This window comes from Phycisphaerae bacterium, from assembly GCA_018003015.1.
GTDB lineage: Bacteria > Planctomycetota > Phycisphaerae > UBA1845 > PWPN01 > JAGNEZ01.
Genome location: JAGNEZ010000014.1, coordinates 14,098 through 36,511 on the forward strand (window position 1 = coordinate 14,098; position 22,414 = coordinate 36,511).

The 22,414-nt window shown below is 64.4% G+C and carries 17 protein-coding genes; 5 read left to right on the forward strand and 12 right to left on the reverse strand.

Annotation, left to right across the window (positions count from 1 at the left end; translation table 11 throughout):
• Positions 1-64: 64 nt before the first annotated feature.
• The 3 genes from KA354_08485 to KA354_08495 form a co-directional block, all read right to left on the reverse strand.
• A complete protein-coding gene (locus KA354_08485) occupies positions 65-982 on the reverse strand; it encodes a DMT family transporter (protein MBP7934668.1) in 918 nt (305 codons plus the stop codon).
• Positions 983-1,254: 272 nt separating this feature from the next.
• Positions 1,255-2,898, reverse strand: a complete 1,644-nt coding sequence (locus tag KA354_08490) for an SGNH/GDSL hydrolase family protein (GenBank protein ID MBP7934669.1) — start codon at positions 2,896-2,898, stop codon at positions 1,255-1,257.
• A 331-nt stretch (positions 2,899-3,229) separates the two neighbouring features.
• Positions 3,230-3,754 carry a DinB family protein gene (locus KA354_08495; protein ID MBP7934670.1) on the reverse strand — a complete coding sequence of 175 codons (525 nt, stop codon included), beginning with the start codon at positions 3,752-3,754 and terminating at the stop codon, positions 3,230-3,232.
• A 244-nt stretch (positions 3,755-3,998) separates the two neighbouring features.
• Here KA354_08495 and KA354_08500 point away from each other — a divergent pair, with 244 nt between their 5' ends.
• Entirely contained in the window at positions 3,999-4,223 is a 225-nt protein-coding gene (locus tag KA354_08500; GenBank protein ID MBP7934671.1) for a DUF2961 domain-containing protein, read from the forward strand.
• On the opposite strand, the gene KA354_08505 is transcribed toward KA354_08500, so the two are convergent.
• The 4 genes from KA354_08505 to KA354_08520 form a co-directional block, all read right to left on the reverse strand.
• Positions 4,220-5,425, reverse strand: coding sequence for a SpoIIE family protein phosphatase (locus KA354_08505; GenBank protein ID MBP7934672.1), 1,206 nt, complete (start codon positions 5,423-5,425; stop codon positions 4,220-4,222). The genes KA354_08500 and KA354_08505 overlap by 4 nt on opposite strands.
• A gap of 153 nt (positions 5,426-5,578) precedes the next feature.
• A complete protein-coding gene (locus KA354_08510; protein MBP7934673.1) occupies positions 5,579-6,133 on the reverse strand; it encodes a DUF192 domain-containing protein in 555 nt (184 codons plus the stop codon).
• Positions 6,134-6,290: 157 nt separating this feature from the next.
• Positions 6,291-6,482: a hypothetical protein gene (locus KA354_08515; GenBank protein MBP7934674.1), complete on the reverse strand. Its 192-nt coding sequence runs from the start codon at positions 6,480-6,482 to the stop codon at positions 6,291-6,293.
• 44 nt (positions 6,483-6,526) lie between these two features.
• Positions 6,527-7,216 carry a DUF1080 domain-containing protein gene (locus KA354_08520; GenBank protein MBP7934675.1) on the reverse strand — a complete coding sequence of 230 codons (690 nt, stop codon included), beginning with the start codon at positions 7,214-7,216 and terminating at the stop codon, positions 6,527-6,529.
• Between the two features lie 102 nt (positions 7,217-7,318).
• On the opposite strand from KA354_08520, the gene melA reads away from it, so the two are divergent.
• Entirely contained in the window at positions 7,319-8,692 is a 1,374-nt protein-coding gene (melA, locus tag KA354_08525) for an alpha-galactosidase (GenBank protein MBP7934676.1), read from the forward strand.
• 23 nt (positions 8,693-8,715) lie between these two features.
• On the opposite strand, the gene KA354_08530 is transcribed toward melA, so the two are convergent.
• Positions 8,716-11,202 (reverse strand): DUF4982 domain-containing protein, encoded by a 2,487-nt coding sequence (locus tag KA354_08530; GenBank protein ID MBP7934677.1) that lies wholly within the window; start codon positions 11,200-11,202, stop codon positions 8,716-8,718.
• A gap of 357 nt (positions 11,203-11,559) precedes the next feature.
• Here KA354_08530 and KA354_08535 point away from each other — a divergent pair, with 357 nt between their 5' ends.
• A complete protein-coding gene (locus KA354_08535) occupies positions 11,560-14,979 on the forward strand; it encodes a glycoside hydrolase family 2 (GenBank protein MBP7934678.1) in 3,420 nt (1,139 codons plus the stop codon).
• Positions 14,980-15,104: 125 nt separating this feature from the next.
• On the opposite strand, the gene KA354_08540 is transcribed toward KA354_08535, so the two are convergent.
• Positions 15,105-15,689, reverse strand: a complete 585-nt coding sequence (locus KA354_08540) for a nuclear transport factor 2 family protein (protein ID MBP7934679.1) — start codon at positions 15,687-15,689, stop codon at positions 15,105-15,107.
• 435 nt (positions 15,690-16,124) lie between these two features.
• Positions 16,125-17,300, reverse strand: coding sequence for a DUF1080 domain-containing protein (locus KA354_08545; protein ID MBP7934680.1), 1,176 nt, complete (start codon positions 17,298-17,300; stop codon positions 16,125-16,127).
• A 218-nt stretch (positions 17,301-17,518) separates the two neighbouring features.
• On the opposite strand from KA354_08545, the gene KA354_08550 reads away from it, so the two are divergent.
• Entirely contained in the window at positions 17,519-18,631 is a 1,113-nt protein-coding gene (locus tag KA354_08550; protein ID MBP7934681.1) for an SPFH domain-containing protein, read from the forward strand.
• A gap of 209 nt (positions 18,632-18,840) precedes the next feature.
• Positions 18,841-19,983: a hypothetical protein gene (locus KA354_08555; protein ID MBP7934682.1), complete on the forward strand. Its 1,143-nt coding sequence runs from the start codon at positions 18,841-18,843 to the stop codon at positions 19,981-19,983.
• 355 nt (positions 19,984-20,338) lie between these two features.
• Here the strand turns inward: KA354_08555 and mutM are convergent, their stop codons facing one another.
• Together mutM and KA354_08565 are read right to left on the reverse strand one after the other, a co-directional pair.
• Positions 20,339-21,172: a bifunctional DNA-formamidopyrimidine glycosylase/DNA-(apurinic or apyrimidinic site) lyase gene (gene mutM, locus KA354_08560; protein MBP7934683.1), complete on the reverse strand. Its 834-nt coding sequence runs from the start codon at positions 21,170-21,172 to the stop codon at positions 20,339-20,341.
• Positions 21,173-21,314: 142 nt separating this feature from the next.
• Positions 21,315-22,214 (reverse strand): prepilin-type N-terminal cleavage/methylation domain-containing protein, encoded by a 900-nt coding sequence (locus KA354_08565; GenBank protein MBP7934684.1) that lies wholly within the window; start codon positions 22,212-22,214, stop codon positions 21,315-21,317.
• Positions 22,215-22,414 lie beyond the last annotated feature (200 nt).

Genomic DNA, 22,414 nt, shown 5'->3' on the forward strand with positions numbered 1-22,414 from the left:
GGTTTTGGACGCAGGCTCCATTTCGGTCGTGGTCGGCATGATGTCCGACTTCGGCGGCCGCCCCTCAATCGGCCGGCGGGGACGAGGGGGACTGTTCTTGGGGCTCCGGCTGGTGCCGCTGTTCGTCGACGACCATGAATGTCGCGGCCAGGAGGCAGAGGACGATTCCTGCTCCCTCGATCTGCCTGGGCAGGCGTTGCTCGATGGCCAGGGTGATGATGACGGTCAGCAGCGGGGAGGCATTCCCCAGCGGAGCCACGATCAAGGCCTTGCCGTACTTGAAGGCCAGGACGTAGGTCACGAAGCCGATCGCGTTGAGCGACTGAACGATGGCTGCCAGATACGGGCCGTGGAATCCCCAGTTGATCGGCTGGTCGAAGTCGGTCATCCACAACGTCAGGGGAATCAGGAGCACGGCCGTGACCGTATTGTAGAAGCACACGCTGGCGGAGTTCATGTGGTTGTTGGCCACTTTCATGAAGTAGGCCTGCACGCCCCAGGCCAGGAGGATACCGAGGGATGCAATGAGCCAGAGCGGGCCTTGGGCCGCCTCGCCGCCCTGCTGCTGCTGCGCGATGGTGAGCACGACGATGCTGACCAGGGCGAGGGTGACGCCGACGGCCCCGAGCTTGCCGGTTCGTTCGCCGAGCAGCAGGAACGACAGGATGACGGTAATGAGGGGTGCCAGGGCCAGGATCGGGAACACCAGATAAGGCGGGCCGCCGATGGCGATCACCTTGAACAGGGCCACCTGGCCGCCGCAGCCGGTCAGGCCGACGAGGGCGCCGTAGAGGATTGCCTTTCTGTGGGTAGCGATTCTGAATCTGTCGGCGGCCAGGATTCCCACGGCGGGCGGGATGGTCATGATCGCCCAGACCACATAGCTGAGGGTCTCGGGAAAGCCGTGCTCGGTGGGCTTGCCGAGAAATGCGCCCCAGATTCCCCAAAGAACGAACGTCGCGAAAGCGTACGTCAACCACATCGTGTGACACCCTTTCCGCCGGCCCGTTCGCCTGGCGGCCAAGTCGACACCAGTACCACGGGGCACCGGGGGCCGGGGCATGCGCCTTTCGTAGAGGTGGCTTCCCTTACCTGAAGGCCGCAGACACCGGCCCGGCCCCTTCACTGTAATCCGCAACGATCATTTGTGGAACCTCGGATCGAGATGATGGGAGTGGCAGGAGCACATCAGGAGCTGTTGCACTCCTGTCCGGGGCCGAGGAGCACGCGGCCGGTGGCGGCTTGGCGTGCCGCCTACGGTGTCTCGGCCAGTGGCTCGATGAAGACTGGGAACGGTGTCAGCCGAATGGCCAGGCGCCCGCCGGGCGAGGCCAGAATCTGAACGTCGGGCTCGGTCTGATCGACGCCGGTGATGCTATGGGTCACACGTACGCGGTCGGCGCCGACGGGCAGAATGGCCGTTCCCGAGCCGGTCTCCTGATCATGGTTGCGGGCGATGTGGTCGTCGTAGAAAGCGACGAGAACGCGACGGCCGCCCTGAACGGTGCACTGGTAGGCGTAGATGTAATCCGGGGTGGGCATCCGGCGGCAGGCGGTGATGCCCTGCAGCTTCTCGATCAGCTGTTTGTAGGTGAAGGCGGCGGGCCAGAGCTGGTTGAGCGTCCTGCTCTTGTATCCGCCGACATGCAGCGGGTAAGGGATGAGTGGTGCCTGGGCGTCGAGCACCCAGCCGTTCATCAGCTTCCTGGCACCGGCGTTCAAGCCGACCATGCAGCATTTCACGACCATGGCGGCCTGCATGCCGCGATACCAGCGGTTGACCTCTTTGAACTGCTTGTCGCGCGGGTCGCGCAGGATGCGGATGTAATCCAGGCTGCGTGAAGGCGTCGGGTAGGGATGGAGGGTGGTCATGGGCAAGATCATCGCGTCCAGGAGGGGATGAGCGGTGTAGATCTCCGCGCTCCAGATCGGTACCGTGGCTCGGCCGGCGCGGCGCAGTTCCTCCTGGCAACGGGCCACGACGCCGTAGTACGACCAGCGGGCGTCGAGGATATCGTAATCCGGCAGCTTGACGGAGTCGTGGGAGAACTTATCGGCGCGATCCAAAAAAGGGCGCATTCTCGAAGCGACCTTGGGCAACTGACCCTGGACGTAGTTTCGGGTACGGGCGTCCATCTCCTTGTCATAGAAGCCGTCGAGGTGATTGAAGCAGATGCCGGCGAGGATGATTTTCACGTCTTTGCTGGCTTGGCGAGCAGCCTGGGCCACTTCTTTCAGATGGGCGCCGTATTCCTCTACCGTACCGGCCCAGAACAACTCGTTGTAGGCCTCATTGCAGACCTGGTAGTGCAGGATGGGAAACAGCAGGCCGCGCATGTCGTCCACGCCGTCCCCGTCGTAGCGTTCGACCAGGGCTTGGACGAACTCCCGGAGATCCTGTCGGTGCTCGGGTTTGGGGACGTAGTCGCCCGCGCCGCGGGGGATTGCCGCGAGCATTCCGCCGAGATAGGTGAACTGTTCCCCGCTGGGCTTGGCGTTGGCCCACTGCGAGACGAACCGGAGGGACATCATGATATGGACGCCGTACTGCTGCCACTGGCGCACGGCCTCGTCGAGCGCGGTCCAACTGTACGCGTGGCGGCCGTCCTTGGGCGCGTTCGGCTCCAGGTCACCCCAGTTGATGCGGGAGAAGTTGGCCCAGCGCACCCCGACGAAGCCTCCGAGCTGCCTGACCAGTTCGGGCTTGCGGAATTCCCGGTCGAGGGCGAAGACGTAGTCCAGGCCGAAGGGGGAGTCCCGGCCTTCTGCGACGTAGCGATTGAAGTCCGAGCCACCAACCGGAGGCACGACGGACGGTTGGCCGGCACCGGTCTCGGCCGGGCAGATCACCGGTGAGAGGGTTCCGATCGAAAGGACGGCGCAAAGGGCAGTCTTCATGGTACGTCCTCCGTAGGATAATACGCGGTCTCCTGGCGCGAGGTTACACCTTGGGCGGGACAGTAGTCTCCGCCGGCTGTCGCGTTGGGTATTCAGCCGGCAGCTGTGGCGAGGGGTGGCCCGTGTTTGGAGTCCGGGCGGGAGGTGCGTGGGGGCGTCCGAGGCAATGGGTCTTGCCGGCAGCGTTGACGGCCGCCATCGTCGCCCGGTCGGCAGTGCTCAGGCATCGTCGGAGTGCAGGCAAGCCCGGTTCGAGCGGGCGTTTGCCGGCAGCGGAGGCGTTTCGCCGTTGAACCGTCGGCCGGGTCGGTTCTGGGCTCATTTGCCCGCGTCAGGCGGGTGGCAAGCCCATTGCTCGGCGCCAGGTGCTGATCTGACCGAGGTGAACCTGGGTATGGCCGATCATGTAGAAGTTCAGAGCCATGCCGATCTTGGGGAACAGATCGCGGAGGCGGCCCTCGGCGGGATTAGGAGCGTCGAAGGCTTCATCGGCGGTTGACTCGATGGCCGCGATGGCCGCCCGGTAGCTTCCGAAGAAGAAGGTCTTCATCTTCTCGAGGGGCGGGTACACCGTGCCGGCGGGGTCGTTTTGGCATTCGGCCCCGAACTTGAACAAGGGTTCGTAACTGGCGGGAAGGGCCGTTAGGCCCTCCGGCAGCTTGAGGTACTGCATGGTGCGCACCGGGTAGAGCGACAGGTGCCCGAGCACGAACGCGGGGTGGTTGGATTTGACCACCACGCCGCCGGGGCTGGCGAACCGGGCGTAGTTTTCCTGGGTCACCTGGTCAAGCAGCCGCTCCGCGTACATCTGACTGAGCTTGGCTCCGGCGGCGATGATCGATCCGACTCGTCCCATGATTACTGCTCCCAAGCAGCGCCGGCCTCGGCTCGAGCGAACGATCCGAGAGGGTTCCGAAGACAGGCGGCCAGACGACCGTTCGACCGGCACGGTTCCCGTTGCACACGACCCGGGCGGGCGTTGCGGAGCTGAGTATACGCCCGATGCGGGGGGCCGCAACATGGGGTGGTAGGAATTGACCGAGGTGACGCTCCTGGTCCAGTTCCGACGCCGGAATCCGACGGTGCTCAAGCGGGACCACATGCTGTTTGGCGAGGTCGAGGGTGCCGGGGCGTTGATCGGTGGCGTCATCGGCGTGCGGCCGCTGCGGGGCGGCTGGTGGGGTGAGGGCGAGGTCAAGTTGCACCTCGACGGCGATGAGAAGTCCCCGATGATCGGCGGCGCCGGCGTCGAAGACTGCTTCTGGGCCGTCTGGGGCATGGCATGTTATCAGAAGCCCTGGCGCGGGTGCACCCTGGGTGGCTAACCACAGGAGCAAGAGCGGCGTTCGATTCCCACCACGGTCATGTCGTCGTCGGGGGCGATGCTGCCCTCGGTGTGTTCCACCTGGGCGGACAGGGTAGCGATGCAGGTTTCGATGGGCATACGTACCAGCTCGCGGAAGGATTCGGTGTACTGGACAGTGCCCTGGGTTCGGTCCCGGTGAGCGATGATCGAATCCTCGATCCCATCGCTGTAGATGATGAACTTCTCGCCGGGTTTGAGTACGAGGCTGGTGCTGGGAAAGGTCTCTTCGGTGAAGACGCCGAGGAGGCCGCCCACGGTGAGGACCTCGTTGCACTGTCCGTCGGCGGTCACGTGGATTGGATGAGGATGCCCGCCGCGGGCGAAGGTGAGCTGGTTGTCGCGCGTATCGATGATGCCGTACAGGGCGGTGACGAACTGGCAGTTGGGCAGTTCCTGGCGGGCCAGATCGACATTCAGGTTGGCCAGCACCTCGCTGGGGGACGTCAAGGTGTAGCTGTTGCGATCGATGCGTTTGCCGACCACGTCCTGCTTGATGAACATGGTCAGGAGTCCGGCGGCGATGCCGTGCCCGACGGCGTCAGCGAGGTAGAAGCCCAAGTGGGTTTCATCCAGCCGCGCCACGTCGTACATGTCGCCGGACACCCAGGCTGCCGGCTGGTACATAGCCGCGAAACGAATATCGCCGACCTCGGGGAAGGTTTTGGGCAGGAAATCGCGTTGGAGGCGACTGGCCAGCCGGAGTTCCTGGTCGACGGCGACGAACTGTTGATTGAGCCGCTTGCCCAGTCGCTGCATGTTGGCCACCTGTTGCTCGAACTGGCTGAATAGGGGCCGGTACTGGCGGATGGTGGCCACGCGTCCCCAGAGTTCATCGGCGGGGACATCGGGCGGAACGAGGAGGAACGCGCCTTCGTCGAGGCGTTGCTGGCCGGTCGCGCCCTCGGAGAGGACGACCCCGGTCAACCGATGGGCCAGAAGGGCATCCCCGAGGAGTTCCAGCGAGGCTCGCCGGGCTTCGGTGAGGTTTGCGTTTGCGTGGCCGGGCGGATCACTGGCCGGATCGCAGACCACGACTGCATCGGTCATGGAGAGCAGCGACGGATCGCAGGCCTGATGGACGCTCGTGGCTTTGAGCACGGTGATGTCACGGGTGGCGAGCAGTTCGCGCAGGGCCAGCGGCCACTCCTCGGACTCACTCAAGACAAGCAGGCGCAGGGGTCCAGTTGCGGTCGACCTGATCTGTTCCGATAACGTGGCCAGTGGCGTATCCTCTAGGTGCAGAAACGGGACCGCGGGCGGCACCCCTTCGGGCCGCCGCGGCTTACCGGATTCTCCCAGAGTGAGTTCGACCTTTCAGGGCGAGGCCTTGAGAATGGAGTCGGAGATTTCGACCTTGTCGCCGCGGGTGATGCCGAGTTCTGCCAGCCGGCCGGCTCGGACCTCGAGGGCGAAGCGGGCGGGTTCCACCGACGGGTAGAGTCGCGTCTCGAGGGGGGCCATGGTGTGGGTTTTGACGATTGTGCCGTCCTCGCGGATGTAGGCGATATCCAGCGGAATGATCGTGTTTCGCATCCAGAAGGAGCGCGGCAGGTCCTCATCGAACACGAAGAGCATGCCTCGATCGGCCCCGTTGGGGATTCCGGCGGCGGTATCCGGCGGGATCGCGGCGAGCTCGTCCTGCTGGACCTGCATGAGCCCCAGTTCCTGCTCGGCCGGCGAGAAGGCCAGCCAGACCTTGAACGTATGTCCCTTGATCTGAATCTGGCCAGTCTGCATGGACTCCAGCTTGTTCTTCATGGTCGAGTCCTGGGAGCCGCAGCCGGCCATGCAGGTTGCCCCTAACACAAAAGCCAGCGTCGCGAAGTCACGCCGCCGGCCGATCGCTGCCCTTGCTTCCCTTTTCTTCATCGGAGCGAGTATACCTTCATTTCGTTGGATGGGGAAGGCTCGCGTTCGTCGCCGCGGCCAGAAGGGTTCGCGCAGTGCCGATGCCAAGGGTCGGAGAGGGACCTGACCGCGCCGGGCGCTGTCGAAACCGATCCCTGATCCGACCTTCATCAACGTGTCAAGGCAACGAGACGCAGCCAACAGGCTGTGAGCCGACCAGGGCGACCGGGACGTCACTGTTTGCCGTCCGGTGGTCAATCGGCCAGGACGGGTTGATCAGCAGTGAGACCCTCTTGCCGCACCAGGTGGCGCGAAACAGTGTCTTGATGGTCTCGAGTACGCCGAGCTCCTGTTGCTCGGCGGTTCGCATGATACTGGCGTTCGAAATAAATGGACCTGTCCCGGTATTCGAGCTTAGAGCCGTTTCAGGCGGATGTTCCGCAGGGCCGCGCCGGTATCCCAGGCAGCGATTCCCAGCGGCCGGGCCGGTTCCTGCTCCCACCAGACGGAGAACTTGTGCTCGCCGCGTTCGAGGTCGATCATCTGCTTGTCATCGATCCAGGCATCGATTCGCGAGGTCGTGACCCGAAGGCGGATCTTGTACCAACGGTTGTTCTCGAAAGTCATCCCCTGGGTGGTCACGTTCTCGACGGCCGCGTCATTGTCAACGTTCGACAATCCGACCACGGACCCGCCCCAGCCGCCGATGATCCAGGTGCAAGGCTCATTGCCGACCGGGAAGGTCAATCCGCAGAAGAAATCGTTGCCATCGGTGCGCATCGCCTCGAGCGAGACCTCATAGTCGTCGCGCGGTACCTGGCCGTTCCAGCCGACGCCGGTCTGGAGCGAACCCCGTTCGAGCACGATGGTGCCGTCTTTGACCCTTACTTGCCCATGGTGTTCGAAGGCCCCGTCTTTGAGTACGCGCCAGCCGGCCAGCGACTGTCCATCGAACAACGGGGTGGTCTCGCCGGGCCCGGGCGCGGGGATTGGGCTGGCGCGGGTCGTCTTGTCCTGGGGAGTCGAGGCACAGCCGGCCAAGCCGGCGACCAAGAACATGGCGACGAGCCGCCCGCTGCAGCGATTCAAGCAGGTTCGGTTCATGCGTTGGCTCCGTTCAGCAGTGGGGCATTGTGCCACATTCGCGGTACAATGCCAACCCGGCGGCTTTCGGAGTACTGCATCAAGAACAGGAACAGCATGCTCATGACTGCGACGGACAAGAACCAGGATCAGCAGCGGGCCGAGAGCCTGGGCATCGTGCCGGCCGTTCGGCGGCCGATCAAGATCGTTTTCCTCGGGGCGGGCAGCTTCTTCTTCCAGCGGCTGCTGACGGACGTGCTGGGCATTCCCGGCGCCGATCGCGGCGAGATCGCCCTGGTGGACGTGGATGCCGAGCGACTGGAGCTGGCCGACCGGCTGGGCCGCCTGATCGTCGACAAGATGGGCAAGGCCTGGGTGGTGACTGCGTGCGCCGACCGCCGCCGGGTGCTGGCCGGTGCCGACTACGTGATCAACTGCATTGAAGTCAGCGGCGTTGAATGTGTGCGGTTCGACAACGACATCCCTGCGAGGTACGGCATTGATCAGTGCATTGGGGACACCATCGGGCCCGGGGGGCTCTTCAAGGCCCTGCGTACCACGCCGGTCTTCCTGGAGGTGCTGAAGGATGTCGAGAACCTGTGCCCCGGCGCCTGGGTGCTGAACTACACCAACCCGATGAGCATCCTTTGCCTGGCGGCCGCCCGGTCGAGCAAGGCGAAGGTCGTCGGGCTGTGCCACAGCGTCCAGGGCACCAGCCACGACCTGGCCCGCTACGCCGGCGTGCCGTATCACGAGATGCGCTGGGCCTGTGGCGGCATCAACCACCTGGCGTGGTTCACCGAGCTGAGCCGTGACGGCCGCGATCTCTATCCTGTGCTCCGCGACAAGGTCCTCAGCGACCCAGCCCTCTACGAGCAGGACCCGGTCCGATTCGATATGATGCTTCACTTCGGCCACTTCATCACCGAGTCGAGCGGGCATCTCAGCGAGTACCTGCCGTATTACCGCAAGCGTCCCGAGCTGATCCGCAAGTACTGCCGCGACGGCTACAAGGGCGGCAGCGGCTTTTACGCGGACAAATGGCCGACGTGGCGCCACGAGTGCGACGAGAAGCGCCGCAAGCTGGTCACCGGGCAGGAGGATCTGGTCATCGATCGGAGCTGGGAGTACGCGAGCTACATCATCCAGGCCATGGAGACCCATCAGCCGTTCGTCGCACACGCCAACGTGCCCAACACCGGGCTGATTGAGAACCTGCCCGGGGACGGCGTGGTTGAGGTTGCCTGTCTGGTGGATCGCAACGGCGTGCATCCGACGCACTTTGGCCCGCTGCCGCCGCAGTGTGCCGCGGTCTGCGACTGGAACATGCGGATGTACGAACTCGCGGTCATCGCGTGCATCGAGCAATCGCGGGAGGCGGCGGTGCACGCGCTGATGCTCGATCCGCTGACCGCGGCGGTCTGCTGTCCCGCGGAGATTCGCAAGATGGCGGAGGAGCTTCTCGCCGCCGAGGCCGCATTCCTGCCGAGGTTCTGACACGGTCGACGACTCGTTCGGTCTCAGTCAGGTATCGGCCGCACGGAGACTACTGCCTGGTCTCCCGCCAGGCCATCGGCCGACGCCTCAAGGGTGATGCTGCCGGGCTGGCCGGTGGGGCGCAGGATGGCGAGGCATCGGCCACGGAACGTGGTGCGAACCGGTGCCCGGAAGCTGGCCGCATCCGAGGGATTGCCGCTGCCGACGGCGGCAAGTTCCCCTGGCCCGCGGACCATGAAGTGGACCGGCACGGCGGCATGCGGGACGAGCTTCCCGGTCTCGTCGATGACCTCCACGGTAACGAAGGCAAGGTCATTGCGATCGTTGCCGAGGGTGTGGCGGTCGGGGGACAGACGCAGCCCTTTGGGCGGGCCGGCGGAACGGAACGACAGGGTTGCGGCGGGCTGACCCTTGACCAGCCCCACCGCCCGAAGCTCACCCGGAGCGTGGGGGACCTCGAACCGGGCGGTCAGTTTGGTGTCGGCCGATACCAGCTTTGTACCGACGGTCTGGCCGTTGAGTTCGAGGCGGACGGCTTCGAGGCTTGAGTACACGGTCACCTGCATCGGCTTGCCTTCCTGGCCGGGCCAAGTCCAACTCCGCTGCTCGTCGGGCCAACCCCAGTCGCTGACCTTTTCGGTGCGGCCTTGCGGGATCGGGGCGTGGACAGCCATCTCCAGCGTGCTTCGGCCCCAGACCACATCACGGAAGTACGACTGCGGCTTCTTGAAGCCACAGACATCGATGTCGCCGCAGTAGGCGTTGAACCATGGCCAGGGCCTCAGGAAGCTCTGCTTCTCGTTGTCGAGCACGGCGTGGCCGATGCCGGCCTCGCCGAAGTAGTCCATTCCGGTCCAGACGAAATCGCCGATCACGCAGGGGTTCTTGAGTACGGCCTGCCAGTTCTCGAATGCCTCCCTGGGGTACGATTCGGTACCGGCGATGATCCGTTGAGGGAACTGCTGATGATCGGGCTCGTACTGTTGCCACTTGTAGTTGTAGCCGCCGACGTCAAGTACTTCGAAGGCCTTGTGGGTATCCGACCACGGGCGTCCGGCATGATCCCAGAAATGGCAAATGGCCGCGGTCACCGGCCGGGTGGGATCCATGCGATGGACCGCTTCGGCCAGTCGCCGGCCGATCTCGATGCCGGACGGGTCGGCCCGCTCGTTGATCTCGTTCCCGATGCTCCAGAGGATGACGCTGGGGTGGTTGCGGTCGCGGAGGACCATGGCCGCCAGATCGCGATCCGAGCACTCCTTGAAGAACCGGGCGTAATCCTGGGGTTTCTTGGGGCGCTCCCACATGTCGAACGCTTCATCGATCACGAGCATACCCAGACGATCGCAAGCGTCGAGGAACGCGGGCGACGGGGGATTGTGGCTGGTGCGGATGGCGTTGAAGCCGTTTGCCTTCATGATCTCGATTCGTCGCTCCTCGGCCCGATCGATGGCTGCCGATCCCAGCGGGCCGTTGTCATGATGCAGGCATCCGCCCTTCAGCTTGACGGGTTTGCCATTGAGCTTGAAACCGGTGACTGCATCGAAATGAATGGTGCGTATGCCGAACGTGGTTTCGGCCTGGTCCACGCGCTTTCCGTCGATGAGCACCTCCACGGCCGCGCCATAGAGCGTGGGCGTCTCCGGTGACCACAGCTTGGGCGACGCGATCTCGATATCCTGCTCCGTTTCGGTTTTGCCGTTTGCGGGAATGACCACGGTGGCGTCCGCGGACTTGAGGGTGGAGTTTCCACGGTCGGCCAGCCGAACGCGGACGATGGCGGCGATCTCATCGCTGCGCGAGTTCTGGATGGTTGTGGCCACGTTGACCGTGGCGGTTTCCTGCGTGATCTTCGGCGTCGTGACCGCGATTCCCCACTCCGCCACGCGTACGGTATCCGTGACGATCAGCCAGGTGTGCCTGTAGATCCCGGAGCCGGAATACCAGCGGCTGTTCTGTCCCAGGTTGCGAACGCGCACCGCCAGCAGGTTGGACTCGCCGATCGGCTTGAGCCACCTGGTCAACTCGAATGAGAAGGGGGTGTATCCGTACGGATGGCCGCCCAGGTGATGACCGTTGATCCAGACATCCGAATCCATGTACACGCCGTCGAAGCGGATGGAGACGATCTTGCCGCGGTCGGCCTCGTTGATCTTGAAGTGTTTGCGGTACCAACCGATGCCGCCGAGGACGTGGCCGGTGGACTCGGCCCCGGGGCTCTCGCGGGGTGCGAACGGCCCGACTCGGATCGCCGGCAGGTCGTCACCCTTGCCGTCGGGGCCGGCACCCGCCGGCTGGCTGGCGGGCGTGGGCGGGAGGTCCTCGATGCTCCAGTCGTGGGGCACATCCAGGGTCCGCCAGCCGGAATCGTCGAAGTCTGGTTTCTCCGCCCCCGGCGAATCAGCTCTCAGGAACCGCCAGTCGTCGTCAAAGCGGCGGTCGCGCAGATCCCGAGCCATTCCGGTGGACGCCGCCAGAAGCAGCACGAGTGAAGGGATCATCCGAGCCATGCCATACCTCCTTTCCACGTGTTCGAGGACATATCCAGCGGGAGTCCGCGAGGACACGTGATCCGCCCCGGCACCTCTCATCATGGTCCCCGACCGTGGCGAACACCATGGGCCTGTTCTACGCATTCTTCCAGGGAATTCAAGCATAGCGTTGGCCGCAACCGCACCGTTTCTGGGGCGAGGGCCGGCGTGAAGTCGTCGATCACCGGGCTGGTGGTGCCTTGCGGCAACTGGATGACACCCTCGTCGAGTTCGATTATGGTGAGTCGGCTGGCGGTGTCATCTGAAGGCACGCCTTGGCGGCGTGAACGCCTCCGAAAACCACAGCGGCCCTACTCCGAAACAGGATGAGAACACATGATCCGGAGAATGGTGGCGATCATCTCCCTGACGGTCCTGAGTCCCCTGGCCGCGATGGGCGAACCGACCGCGGTCGTCTCGCTGAACGGTGAGGACTGGCTCTTGGCCCCGGATCCGCAGAATATCGGGCGCGACCAGTCCTGGTTCAACGCGGCCCGGCCGGAGGCAAAGCGAACCCAGGTTCCCTGGATCATTCAGGATGCCTTTCCCGGCTACCACGGGGTGGCCTGGTATTGGCACGACTTCACCGCCCCGTCCAATCCTCGCCGGGGCGGACGATATCTGCTGCGTTTCTGGCAGGTGGACTACATGGCCGAGGTCTGGCTCAACGGCCAGCCGGTGGGCGGGCACGAGGGCGGCGAATCGTGCTTCCTTCTCGACGTCACCAAGACGGTCAAACCCGGCGCCGTCAACCGCCTGGCCGTGCGGGTGCTGAACCCGACGAACGAACCCATCGACGGCATCGTGTTGAGCGAGACGCCACACCGCAACAAGGCCCTGCCCTATGGGCCCGGTTCCGCGTGGGATCAGGGCGGCATCATTGACGATGTCGAGTTGCTGGTCACTGCTCCGGTCCGGGTGGCCGATGTGTTCGTCAGGCCGGACTGGAAAACGGGGGTGGTTCGTATCGAGGCCACGATCCAGAACGCGGGTGCTGCGATTGCCGGCCATCTGAATTTCACGCTCGGGCCAGCTGCGGGAGGCGGGACAGTGCTTTCCGCCCGGATTGACCGGGCACTGCCGAGCGGCGAGACGCTGATCGAAACGCAGCTGCAGGTTGAGAAGCCGCGGCTGTGGGAGTTAAAGGAGCCGTTCCTGTATCGGCTGACCACGCGGGTGAACGCTGAGGACTCGGAGTCGTTTGACGAGCACTCTGTCCGCTTTGGCTTCCGCGACTTCCGGGTCGAAAACGGCGCGTTCCGTCTCAACGGCAAGCGGGTATACCTGCGTTCGTCGCACACCGGCAACTGCACCCCGATCGGCCTGGAGATGCCCCACGATCCCGACTACCTGCGTCGCGATCTGATCAACGCGAAATTCATGGGTTTCAACATGATCCGGTTTATCTCGGGCGTGGCCAAGCGTTACCAGTTGGATCTGTGCGACGAGATTGGGCTGATGGTCTACGAGGAGGCCTACGGGGGCTGGTGCATGGCCTACTCGCCCAAGTTCGCGGAGCGGTACAACGAGTCGATTCTGGGCATGATCCGCCGCGACCGGAATCATCCGAGCATCACCATTTTTGGTCTGCTCAACGAGACGGGCGACGGCCCGGTGTTCCGTCACGCCGTGGCCCTGCTGCCGCAGGTGCGGGCCCTGGACGACACGCGGCTCATCCTGCTCAACAGCGGGTCGTGGAACGTCGGCGGCAGCGTGGCCGGCATCGAAGCCTGGCACAACGAGGGCCGTGCCGACCCGTGCGTCACCTACAACGGCACGAAGGAGGTCATCAAGGCACTGGGCATCACCTGGTCACCGGGTCAGTTGGCCTTTCACCCTGGCCGCGACGGTGAATATGCGGTTGTCCGCTGGACCGCACCGGCCGACGACCAAGTCGATCTCTCGGCCGTCTTCACCAGTATCGCCGAACACGCCACCACCGACGTTCATGTACTGCTCAACGGTCAACCGCTGTACGAAGGGTTCATCCATGTCAAGGATGCCGGGCCGAAGCAGTCCTTCACCTCGCGTGTCGCGGTGAAGGCGGGCGACACCCTCGACTGGGTGTGTGGCTACGGCAACGGCGACTATGGTGCGGATACGACCGCCTTAGCCGTGACGCTGCAGACCGGAGGTGGAAAGGCCTACGACGCCGGGGGCGACTTCTCTGTCAAGGCGAATCCCAGCGGCGCCTGGAGCTACGGGCAGATGTCGCCCGGCCCGGCCCCTGCGGCCGCATCGTTTGTCCGCTTTCCCGTTGGCCAGGTGGAAGCACGCCAGGGGATGGTCAGCAATCCCGGCTCGGACCAGTGGCAGGCCCTTCTCGACGACCAACACCCGTATCAGCGTGTTCCGCACACTGCCGGCATCATCCACGCGCTGCGTACCCTCCACGGCAAGGGGCTGCCGCTGTTCATTTCGGAATACGGCATTGGCAGTGGCTGCGACCTGGTGCGACTGGTCCGCCTCTACGAGCAGGCCGGCAAGCCGGAGGTCGAGGATGGCAAGCTCTACCGGTCTTTCCGGGATCAGTTTCTGGTCGACTGGGAGCGATGGAAGATGGCCGAGGCGTTCGGACGGCCGGAGGATTTCTTTGCCCAGAGCAACGCCCGCATGGCCGGGCAGCGGCTCCTGGGCATCAACGCGATCCGTTCCAATCCGTCGGTCATCGGCTACAGTCTGACCGGGACGCTCGACCAGGGCATGACCGCGGAGGGTCTCTGGACTACGTTCCGTGAGCTCAAGCCGGGGACAGCCGATGCGGTGTTCGACGGCTTCGCGCCGCTCCGCTGGTGTTTGTTCGCCGAGCCGGTCAATGTGTACCGCAAGGCGCCGGTGCGTCTGGAGGCGGTGCTGGCGAACGAGGACGTTCTGGCGGCGGGTGGGTACCCGGTCAAGTACGAGGTCTTTGGTCCGGACGGTGTCCGGGTCTTCGAGAAGACCGTGACGGTGAGTATTCCATCCCGCACCGCCGATCGCGAGCCGCCGATGGTCATACCGGTCTTCGCCGAGGACGTGGTCCTCGACGGGCCGGCCGGTCGGTATCGCTTCACGGCCACTTTTCAGCGCGGGGCGGCTGCGGCCGGCGAGTCGATCGAATTCTATGTCGACGACGCGGCTGGCATGCCGGGCGTGGAAGCAGACGTGGCCCTGTGGGGCGAGGACCCCGACCTCGCCAAGTGGCTGACCGAGCATGGTGTTCGCAGTCACCCGTTCGTCGTGACGGCCCCGGGCAAGAGCGAGGTGATCCTCTCCGGCGCCAGGGCGCCGGGCCCGGACGCGGCGGCCGCGTTCCGCGAACTCACCGAGCGGGTCGAAGCCGGATCGGCCGCGGTGTTCCTCTGCCCGGAGGTCTTCTCGGACGGCAAGAACAGCACCGCCTTCCTTCCGCTGGCCAACAAGGGTGGGGTCGCCGGGCTGCCCTCGTGGTTGTATCACAAGGAGGAATGGTGCAAGCGGCATCCGATCTTTGACGGTCTGCCCGCCGGCGGGCTGATGGACTACACCTTCTATCGGGAGGTGATCCCGGACATGGCCTTCGTGGGGCTGGATCCGCCTCGGGAAGCTGTCGCCGCGGGCACCAACACCTCTCAGGGCTATTCCGCCGGCCTGTTTGTGGCGGTCTACCCACTGGACAAGGGGCTGATCGTCATCAACACGCTGAACGTGCGCGGCAACCTCGGTCGCGATCCGGTTGCGGAACGCTTGCTGCGCAACATGTTGCGGTATGCGGCCGGCAAGTCCGGCAAGTCGTAGGAGAGGGCACGCTGGCGACACGAAGCCCTGGGGTTGAGAAGTGATCGCCGGGCCCTGGCGGTGCGGGCCGGGAAAGGCCCGGGACGACTGTCAGCGCGGGTGAGTGTCCATCGCCCCCCGCGGCGTCACTCGTCAGCCGGCACTGCCGGAAAGGACACGTGCGTCTGGTGAATCCGCCACTCGTTGCCCCGGCGGACCATGACGGCCGTGAACCGACCGCGGAATCCGACATCCTCGCCGCCGACCTTGACCGATCCGGCGCAGACCGCGCGGCACCAGGCTACCGAGCCTTCCCCGAAGATCTCCAGATCCTCGGCGTTGGCCTCGACATAGCAGTACTGCTCGAACGCTTCCTCATGCCACTTGGCGATCGCACGGGGACCGGTGTAGTACTCGTGAGCCTCCGACCCAATGGCGGTGATATCGTGATCTTCCGCGTAGGTGGACATCACCATCTCCCAGTCGCCCCGCCTGAAGCCGTCCAGGTAGCGGCAAAGAGTCGCCTTGACCCCTTCGACGATATCCGGGGCGGTGCCGACCGGATGTGGACGTTGCGAGTTATGGTAATGACCGCATTCGCAGTTCACACATGTTCCGCTATGTGCTTCGCTGATCGTCATCGTGTTACCTTCGCATTCCTCAGCCGGCGAACTGCCCAAGGCGGCCGCGAGATCGACCACGATCTCCCCCGGCTCATCTTGTTTGAACATGATGCTGCCCGCCGGGATGCGGCCCTTTCTGCCCTCGGTGGGCGTATGCTGTGTCCATGCCAAGCATACGATACGTGTTCTTGGGTTGCGTGCCGCAACGAAGGGGATTCGAGAGTGGCTGGTGGAGAACCACGCCCGATAAATGCCGGCTCCGGATTGCTCTTCCGCGGGCGAGTGGAAGGTGAGGCGTGAGCGTCTTCCTGAGCGGGAGGACCAGGGGATGGGCATGCCTCGATGCCCGTCAACGCCGACGGTCCATGCCGCGTGGCCACGGGCCTCTGGGACGGTCAGATCACGGCTTCATTGGCTCAACTGCCGGTCAGAGCGAGTGCGTGGCGGCGGCACTCCGAGCGACAGCGGTCCGGTGACCTTCTTTCGCCGTCTTTGCCTGTCGGTGTGTCGCTTCGCGGCGTTGTCCCGCGGAACGTCAGAGGCTCACCTGCTTTCCTCGGCCTTGGCGGGCTTCTTATCCGCCGGCGGAGGCAACTCTGCCACTCGGATGTTGCGGAAGCTCAGGTTGGTCGTGGGATCGTGACCTTGCAGGCTGATGCAGCCCTTGCCGAGCCGGCTGCCGTTGCGGGCACTTTCGGCCGGGGGTTTGGTGTCGACGAAGTCGGCGGTCTGGTATCCGTTGACCCAGGTGGCCGAGCGAGGTCCAGCGACGATGAGTGTCATCGTGAACCACTCGTTGTCGTTGGACACGACTTTTCTGGAAGGCTGACGGTTGTAGATCCCGCCGGTGCCGTAATCGACAGGCTTGGTCCGATCCTCGTTCTTCTCGTCACGAGCCTTACCCTTCACGTAACCCTTCCACTCGTTGCGGATCTGGGCCTCGTAGCCTTGCCAGAACTGACCCGGTAGTGCGCGATAGAAGACGCCGCTGTTGAGGTGCTCGCCGTACGAGATGATATCGAGCTGAAGGATGAAATCGGCCCACTGGTCCTCGGTCTGGATCTCGCCCCCACCGTCCTTGATGTTGAGCTCGCCCTTGTCGGTCACCGAGAACTTCGACGGGTTCCCCGGTACGGGCTTCCAGCCCGTCAGGTCCTTCCCGTTGAACAGCGACTTGGTGCCGAGTGGCTTGAGGTAGACGTTGCGCAGCCCCAGGGTTTCGCCGTCCGCGTTCCTGAAGCCGATCGGTGTGCGGCTGGTTCCTGTTCCGGTTGTGGTATTGACGGACGAAGCCTCTTGGCCCTTGGCCGACATGTTGACCTTGCCGTCGGTACCCACCGTGACCTTGTACTGTGTCCAGCTTTTTCCGCTCGGACCGGGCACGGTGAGGTTCAACGGCTTGCCGTTGAGGATGACCGAGGCCCCCTTGGGGCCACTTCCCTGGAACTGAAGCTCGAAGTCGCCGAACTCGGTCGTTGTGGTTGCCGAGGCCGTCTTCTCGCCGCCGACCAGGAGCGTGCCGTCCTTGATCTTCACGTCACCTTCCGTCTTCCAGCCAAACGGTGTCTCGCCGTCAAAGAGCATGATCCAGCCTTCCTCGATCTGGGTCCTGCTCAGCGCGTTCGGCTTGCTCGGAGCAGCGTCATCGGCACCCGTCGCCGGGGCCGCCAGGATGGCCACCACTACCGCCACCCCCATCAGCGTTCGGACACATCGCATGGTCGTACCCTTCCGTCGTTTGACCTGTCGTTTCGTTGCCCGCCGCGGCACTCCGCAGCCCCTGCGGGCTCTCTCATGGTACCCTGGCCGACAGGTCGACGAAAGCTCCCGGTCTTTTCCCTGATGTAAAAAGGTCGGGATTGCGTCTACGCGTGGAATGGCAGTACGGGTATAGTGTCTTAAAGACCCGGGGGTGGCTTTTCGAGAGGAGGACTGTCATGGGCCTGTGGGACAAACTCAAGGGCGAACTCGTCGACATTGTGGAATGGCTGGACAGTAGTCACGACACCATGGTCTACCGGTTCCAGCGTTACCAGAATGAGATCAAGTACGGTGCTCAGCTGATTGTGCGCGAGTCTCAGGTGGCGGTCTTCGTCAACGAGGGTCAGCTCGCGGACGTGTTCCTTCCTGGCACCTACACGCTGGAGACGCAGAACCTGCCCATCCTGAGCACGCTGCGGGGCTGGAAGTTCGGCTTCAACAGCCCCTTCAAGGCCGAGGTTTACTTTGTGTCCACCCGGACGTTCACCGACCGGAAGTGGGGCACCAAGAACCCGGTCATGCTTCGCGATCCGGAGTTTGGGCCGGTGCGGTTGCGGGCCTTCGGCACCTTCGCCGTTCGGGTCAAGGACGCTGGGGCGTTCATTCGCCAGATCGTCGGCACCAACAGCCGCTTCACGGTCGACGAGATCGGCGACCAGTTGCGCGATTTACTCATCTCCCGTTTCGCCGATGTGCTCGGGGAGAGCAAGCTGCCGGTTCTGGACATGGCCAGCAACTACGACGAGATGGGCAAGTTCATCACCGGGCGGATTCAGCCCGATTTCGAGCGTTTCGGGCTGGACATCGTCATGGTGCTGGTCGAGAACGTCTCCTTGCCGCCGGAGGTGGAGCAGGCCCTGGACAAGCGTACCAGCATGGGGGTGATCGGCAACATGCAGGCGTACACCCAGTTCCAGGCAGCCAACGCCATCACCGATGCGGCCAAGACACCTGGGGGCTTGGCCGGTGCGGGTGTCGGCATGGGGATGGGGCTGGCCATGGGTGGCCAGGTCGCTCAGACGCTGGGCGCGGGTGCTCAGGCTGGCGGCCCGGCGGTTCCACCCCCGTTGCCGGGCGCGGTGTCGTTCTATCTGGGGCTGGACGGCAAGCAAGCCGGCCCGTTTGATCAGCCAGGTCTTCAGGCTCAGGTTGCCGCCGGGCGACTGACCGCTGGGACGCTGGCCTGGAAGGCGGGGATGGCTCAGTGGGCCCCCGCCGCCCAGATTCCCGAATTGGCCGCCATGCTCGCCAGCGTGCCCCCGCCGCTGCCTGGGAATACCGGGAAGTGAGCGATTAGAAGTGAGACCCTAGGGGAGGATCTACCTGGGCTCCCCGGTATCCGAGTATCTCGGCGTTGTGGCGTGGACGCCTGGTTCGAGACTTCCGCCCTGGGTAGCCTCCCTGGTTCGGTGTTTTGACGCTTTGGTCTTTCGGAGTTTCGCCTCCCGCGTTTCGGCTTTTGGCGTTAGGCGTTTCCGGCGGAGGAGCCCAACCAGCGATGGATCCCACCACCAGCGAGCCCACCATCCAGCGTGAGTTCCCCTGTGTCCAGTGCGGTGCCCATCTGGTTTTCGCCCCCGGCACTGCGGAGCTGGCCTGTCCCCATTGTGGCACGCGGAACCGGATCGCGGAGGACACCGCGGCCATCGAGGAGTGTGACTATGGCGCGGCCCTGGCGGAGTTGGCCGCGGGCGAGCCCTTGCAGGAAACGCTGGCGGTGAAGTGCTCCCGCTGCGGGGCAGAGAGCACCCTTCCGCCGAACGTGACCGCGGACAAGTGCCCCTTCTGCGGGTCTGCCATTGTGGCGGAGGCCGCCTCGCGCAAGCTGATCCGCCCGGGGAGCGTGCTGCCCTTTCACATCACCCACGAGCAGGCCCAGGACGCCTTTCGCCAGTGGATCGCTTCGCTGTGGTTCGCGCCCTCTGCCCTGCGCCGGGTGGCCGACACCGAAAACATATCGGGCATCTACATGCCCGCCTGGACCTACAACAGCGACACCACCAGCCGCTACAACGGCCAGCGCGGCGACGACTACTGGGAGACCGAGACCTACTGGGACACCGATTTCTACACGGAGAATCTGAACGGCCAGAGTGTCACCCGCACGCGGCAGGTGCAGAAAACACGCCAAGTGCGCAAGACCCGCTGGACCTCGGTCCGCGGCCAGGTCGCCCAGTCTTTCCTCGACCTTCTCGTGCGGGCCAGCGAATCTCTCCCCGAGCAGTACTTTGACGCCATGCAACCCTGGGACTTGAACAACCTCGTCCCCTACAAGGACGAGTACCTAGCCGGCTTCGTCACCGAGAGTTACCAGGTCGACCTGCCCACCGGCTTCGAGCGGGCCAAGGAGGACATGCAGGAGCCGATCCGCCAGACGATTTGCGCCGACATCGGCGGCGATCACCAACGGATCAGCAGCGTCTCGACCCGCTACTTCAACATCACCTTCAAGCATCTCCTGCTGCCGCTATGGCTGAGTGCCTACGCCTACGGCGACAGGAGCTACCGTTTCATGGTCAACGCCCGCACCGGTGAGGTCCAAGGCGAGCGGCCGTACAGCTATTGGAAGATCGCGTTCACCGTGCTGGTGGCCATCGCCGCGGTTGCCACGACGGCGATTCTGATGAACATGCCGAGGTAAACGCGGGCGACTGGCAAAGTGGTTCCGCGATTATCGCAACTCGGCCTTGTTTGTTCGGGTCGACCTGATGCCCCAGGCGGGGATGGTGAACACAGAATACCCTGGAGGAAGGCACCGTTCTATCCACCACTATACGAAGACAAGGCCTGATCCTGTTCAGGCGCTGGGCGGCTGGTATGCGTGCCCGCCGGGCCGGTCCTGGTCGGCCTCGTCCAGGGGGGGCCGATCACGCCGCTGGCCATCCTGCGGACGGTGAGATTCCACAGGAACCGATTTCGCCGGCTTCCGAGTCGACGTGGAGGGCCTACACGTCCCTGATGGGGCCCGGGCGAGCTCGCGGGTCGTCCGAGGACCATTACCGCCCGGACGGTTGGCATTTCGGGCAGATGAACGTACTCCGGCCGGCGGCGGTCAAATGCTGGATCGGCGTGCGGCACTTGGGGCAGGGACGGCCAGCCCGCTGGTACACGCGGTGGCGGACCTGGAAGTGGCCAGGCTCGTTGTCGGCGGTACGATAGTCGCTGATGCTCGAACCGCCGGCCTCGACCGCCTGTTCCAGGACCCGCCGCACACACTGCCACAACCGGCGTACCGCGGCCGTGTCCAACCGGTCGGCTCGGGTCAGCGGATGGACCCCGGCTCGATGCAGCGACTCGTCGGCATAGATGTTACCGATCCCACCGATCGGCCGCTGATCGAGCAGCAGGGCCTTGATCTGCCGGCGTTGCGCGATGGCATCGCGGAATTCCTTGAACGAGATGGTCAGGGCATCAACACCCACGGGCGGTAATCGCCGTCCGATCCAGTTTTCCACTGTCTGCGGGGTGACCAGCAGCCAGAGCCCGCCGAAGCGGCGCGGGTCGATGAAGCGCATTTCCACCCGCCGCCGCTCGAAGCCGATCCGAAGATGGGTGTGCATCTCGGCCGGCGTATCGCGATCGACTGCGATCAGGCGGCCGGTCATGCCCAGATGGACGACCAGGGTCCTGCGGCCGGCCAGTTCAATGTGGATCTGCTTGCCCCGACGTCCGACCCGTTGGATCCGTCGGCCGCGCAGGAATGCGCACACCGGCACGCCCTCGCCATGAACGATGTCGCCGCGGCCCAATACGACTGATGCGATCCGGCAGCCGGTCACGTGCCGGGCCACGCCACGGGCGACGGTCTCCACTTCGGGCAGTTCGGGCATGGGAAGCAGTCAGCGTTCGGCCTTCAGGGGTGAGCAAGAACAGAGGTCGAACCTCTTTTGACGATTCCTGCTCATCGCTCGAGATTGTAGCATCTGCTTCGGTCTTGACGAGCGGACGCGGGCAGTGCGGTGAGAGTTGCTCTCACGGCCAGCCGATCCGCGTGCCTTCGACCCATTCGACGTGGCCGTCGGCGAAGATGGCACTCGTGCCGCCGCCTTTGCCGCCGGCCCGGTGACTGTTGACGTTCACTCGCCCGACGTGGGTGGAATCGCCCTGAAAGACGATGTGCTCTCCCTGGGCGCAGAACACGGCGGTCAGTTCGCCCAGCGAGCCGCTCTTGGCTTCGCGGGCGTAGCGGCCATCCCAGACCCGATGCTGCAGGTTTCGCTTTTCGTCGGTGTTCACGCCCTGGCCGTTCGGCCCGATCATGTTCCAGACCACGTTCGAGTACTTGACCACGCCCGCTTTGCTGGTGCCGGGTGACGGCCACGGATTGCCCGGCGTGGTGCCCTTGATGATCGGCCGCCACAGCCAGGTCTGGTAGTGCTCGTGCTTGCCTTCCCAGGCATAGTACCGGAATTGCGTGTCTGTGCTGACGTGGACTTCGCCCGCGCCCCGGCCGCGGGCAAACGGGCAGACGAAGAACTCCGGGATCATGGTGTCCTCGTACTCGCCGAGCCAGCCGGTCTCGGGGTACCACACCATTTGCGGATCGAACTTGCCGCCCCTGGTGTACTTGAACCACTTGCCGCTCGCCAGGTACTGGCGTAATGCCACTGAAAGCCAGCATGCCCGTGCCGGGGCGTCGTGGGCTCCGCGGCCGTAGGCGTAGTAGTTGTACATGATGGGCACGCAGCCGCGGTACTCGGCCTGGTATTGGGCGGTCATGTTCGCGATCTGCTTGGAGTTGGCCCTGCAGGTGGTGAGCTTGGCCAACTCGCGGGCTCGATTCAAGGAAGGAACCAGAATCGCGATGAGCAGTGCGATGATCGCCACCACGACGAGCACTTCGATGAGCGTGAATCCCCGAGTGCGGTTCATGGTCGTCTCCTCACGGATCGGCGAAGACGCCGCGCCCAGCCCAGGTCGTCGCGTTCCCCGCCGAGCGCGTCAGAATGCAGGGACACTCAGGATTATATCGTTGCCGGGCGGTGCTGAACACCGTGGGGGTGGCAACAAGATCATGATCACGATTCCGGCGGGTTTGGAGATGCGGACTGTCCGCATCGTTCGGGGGGCGT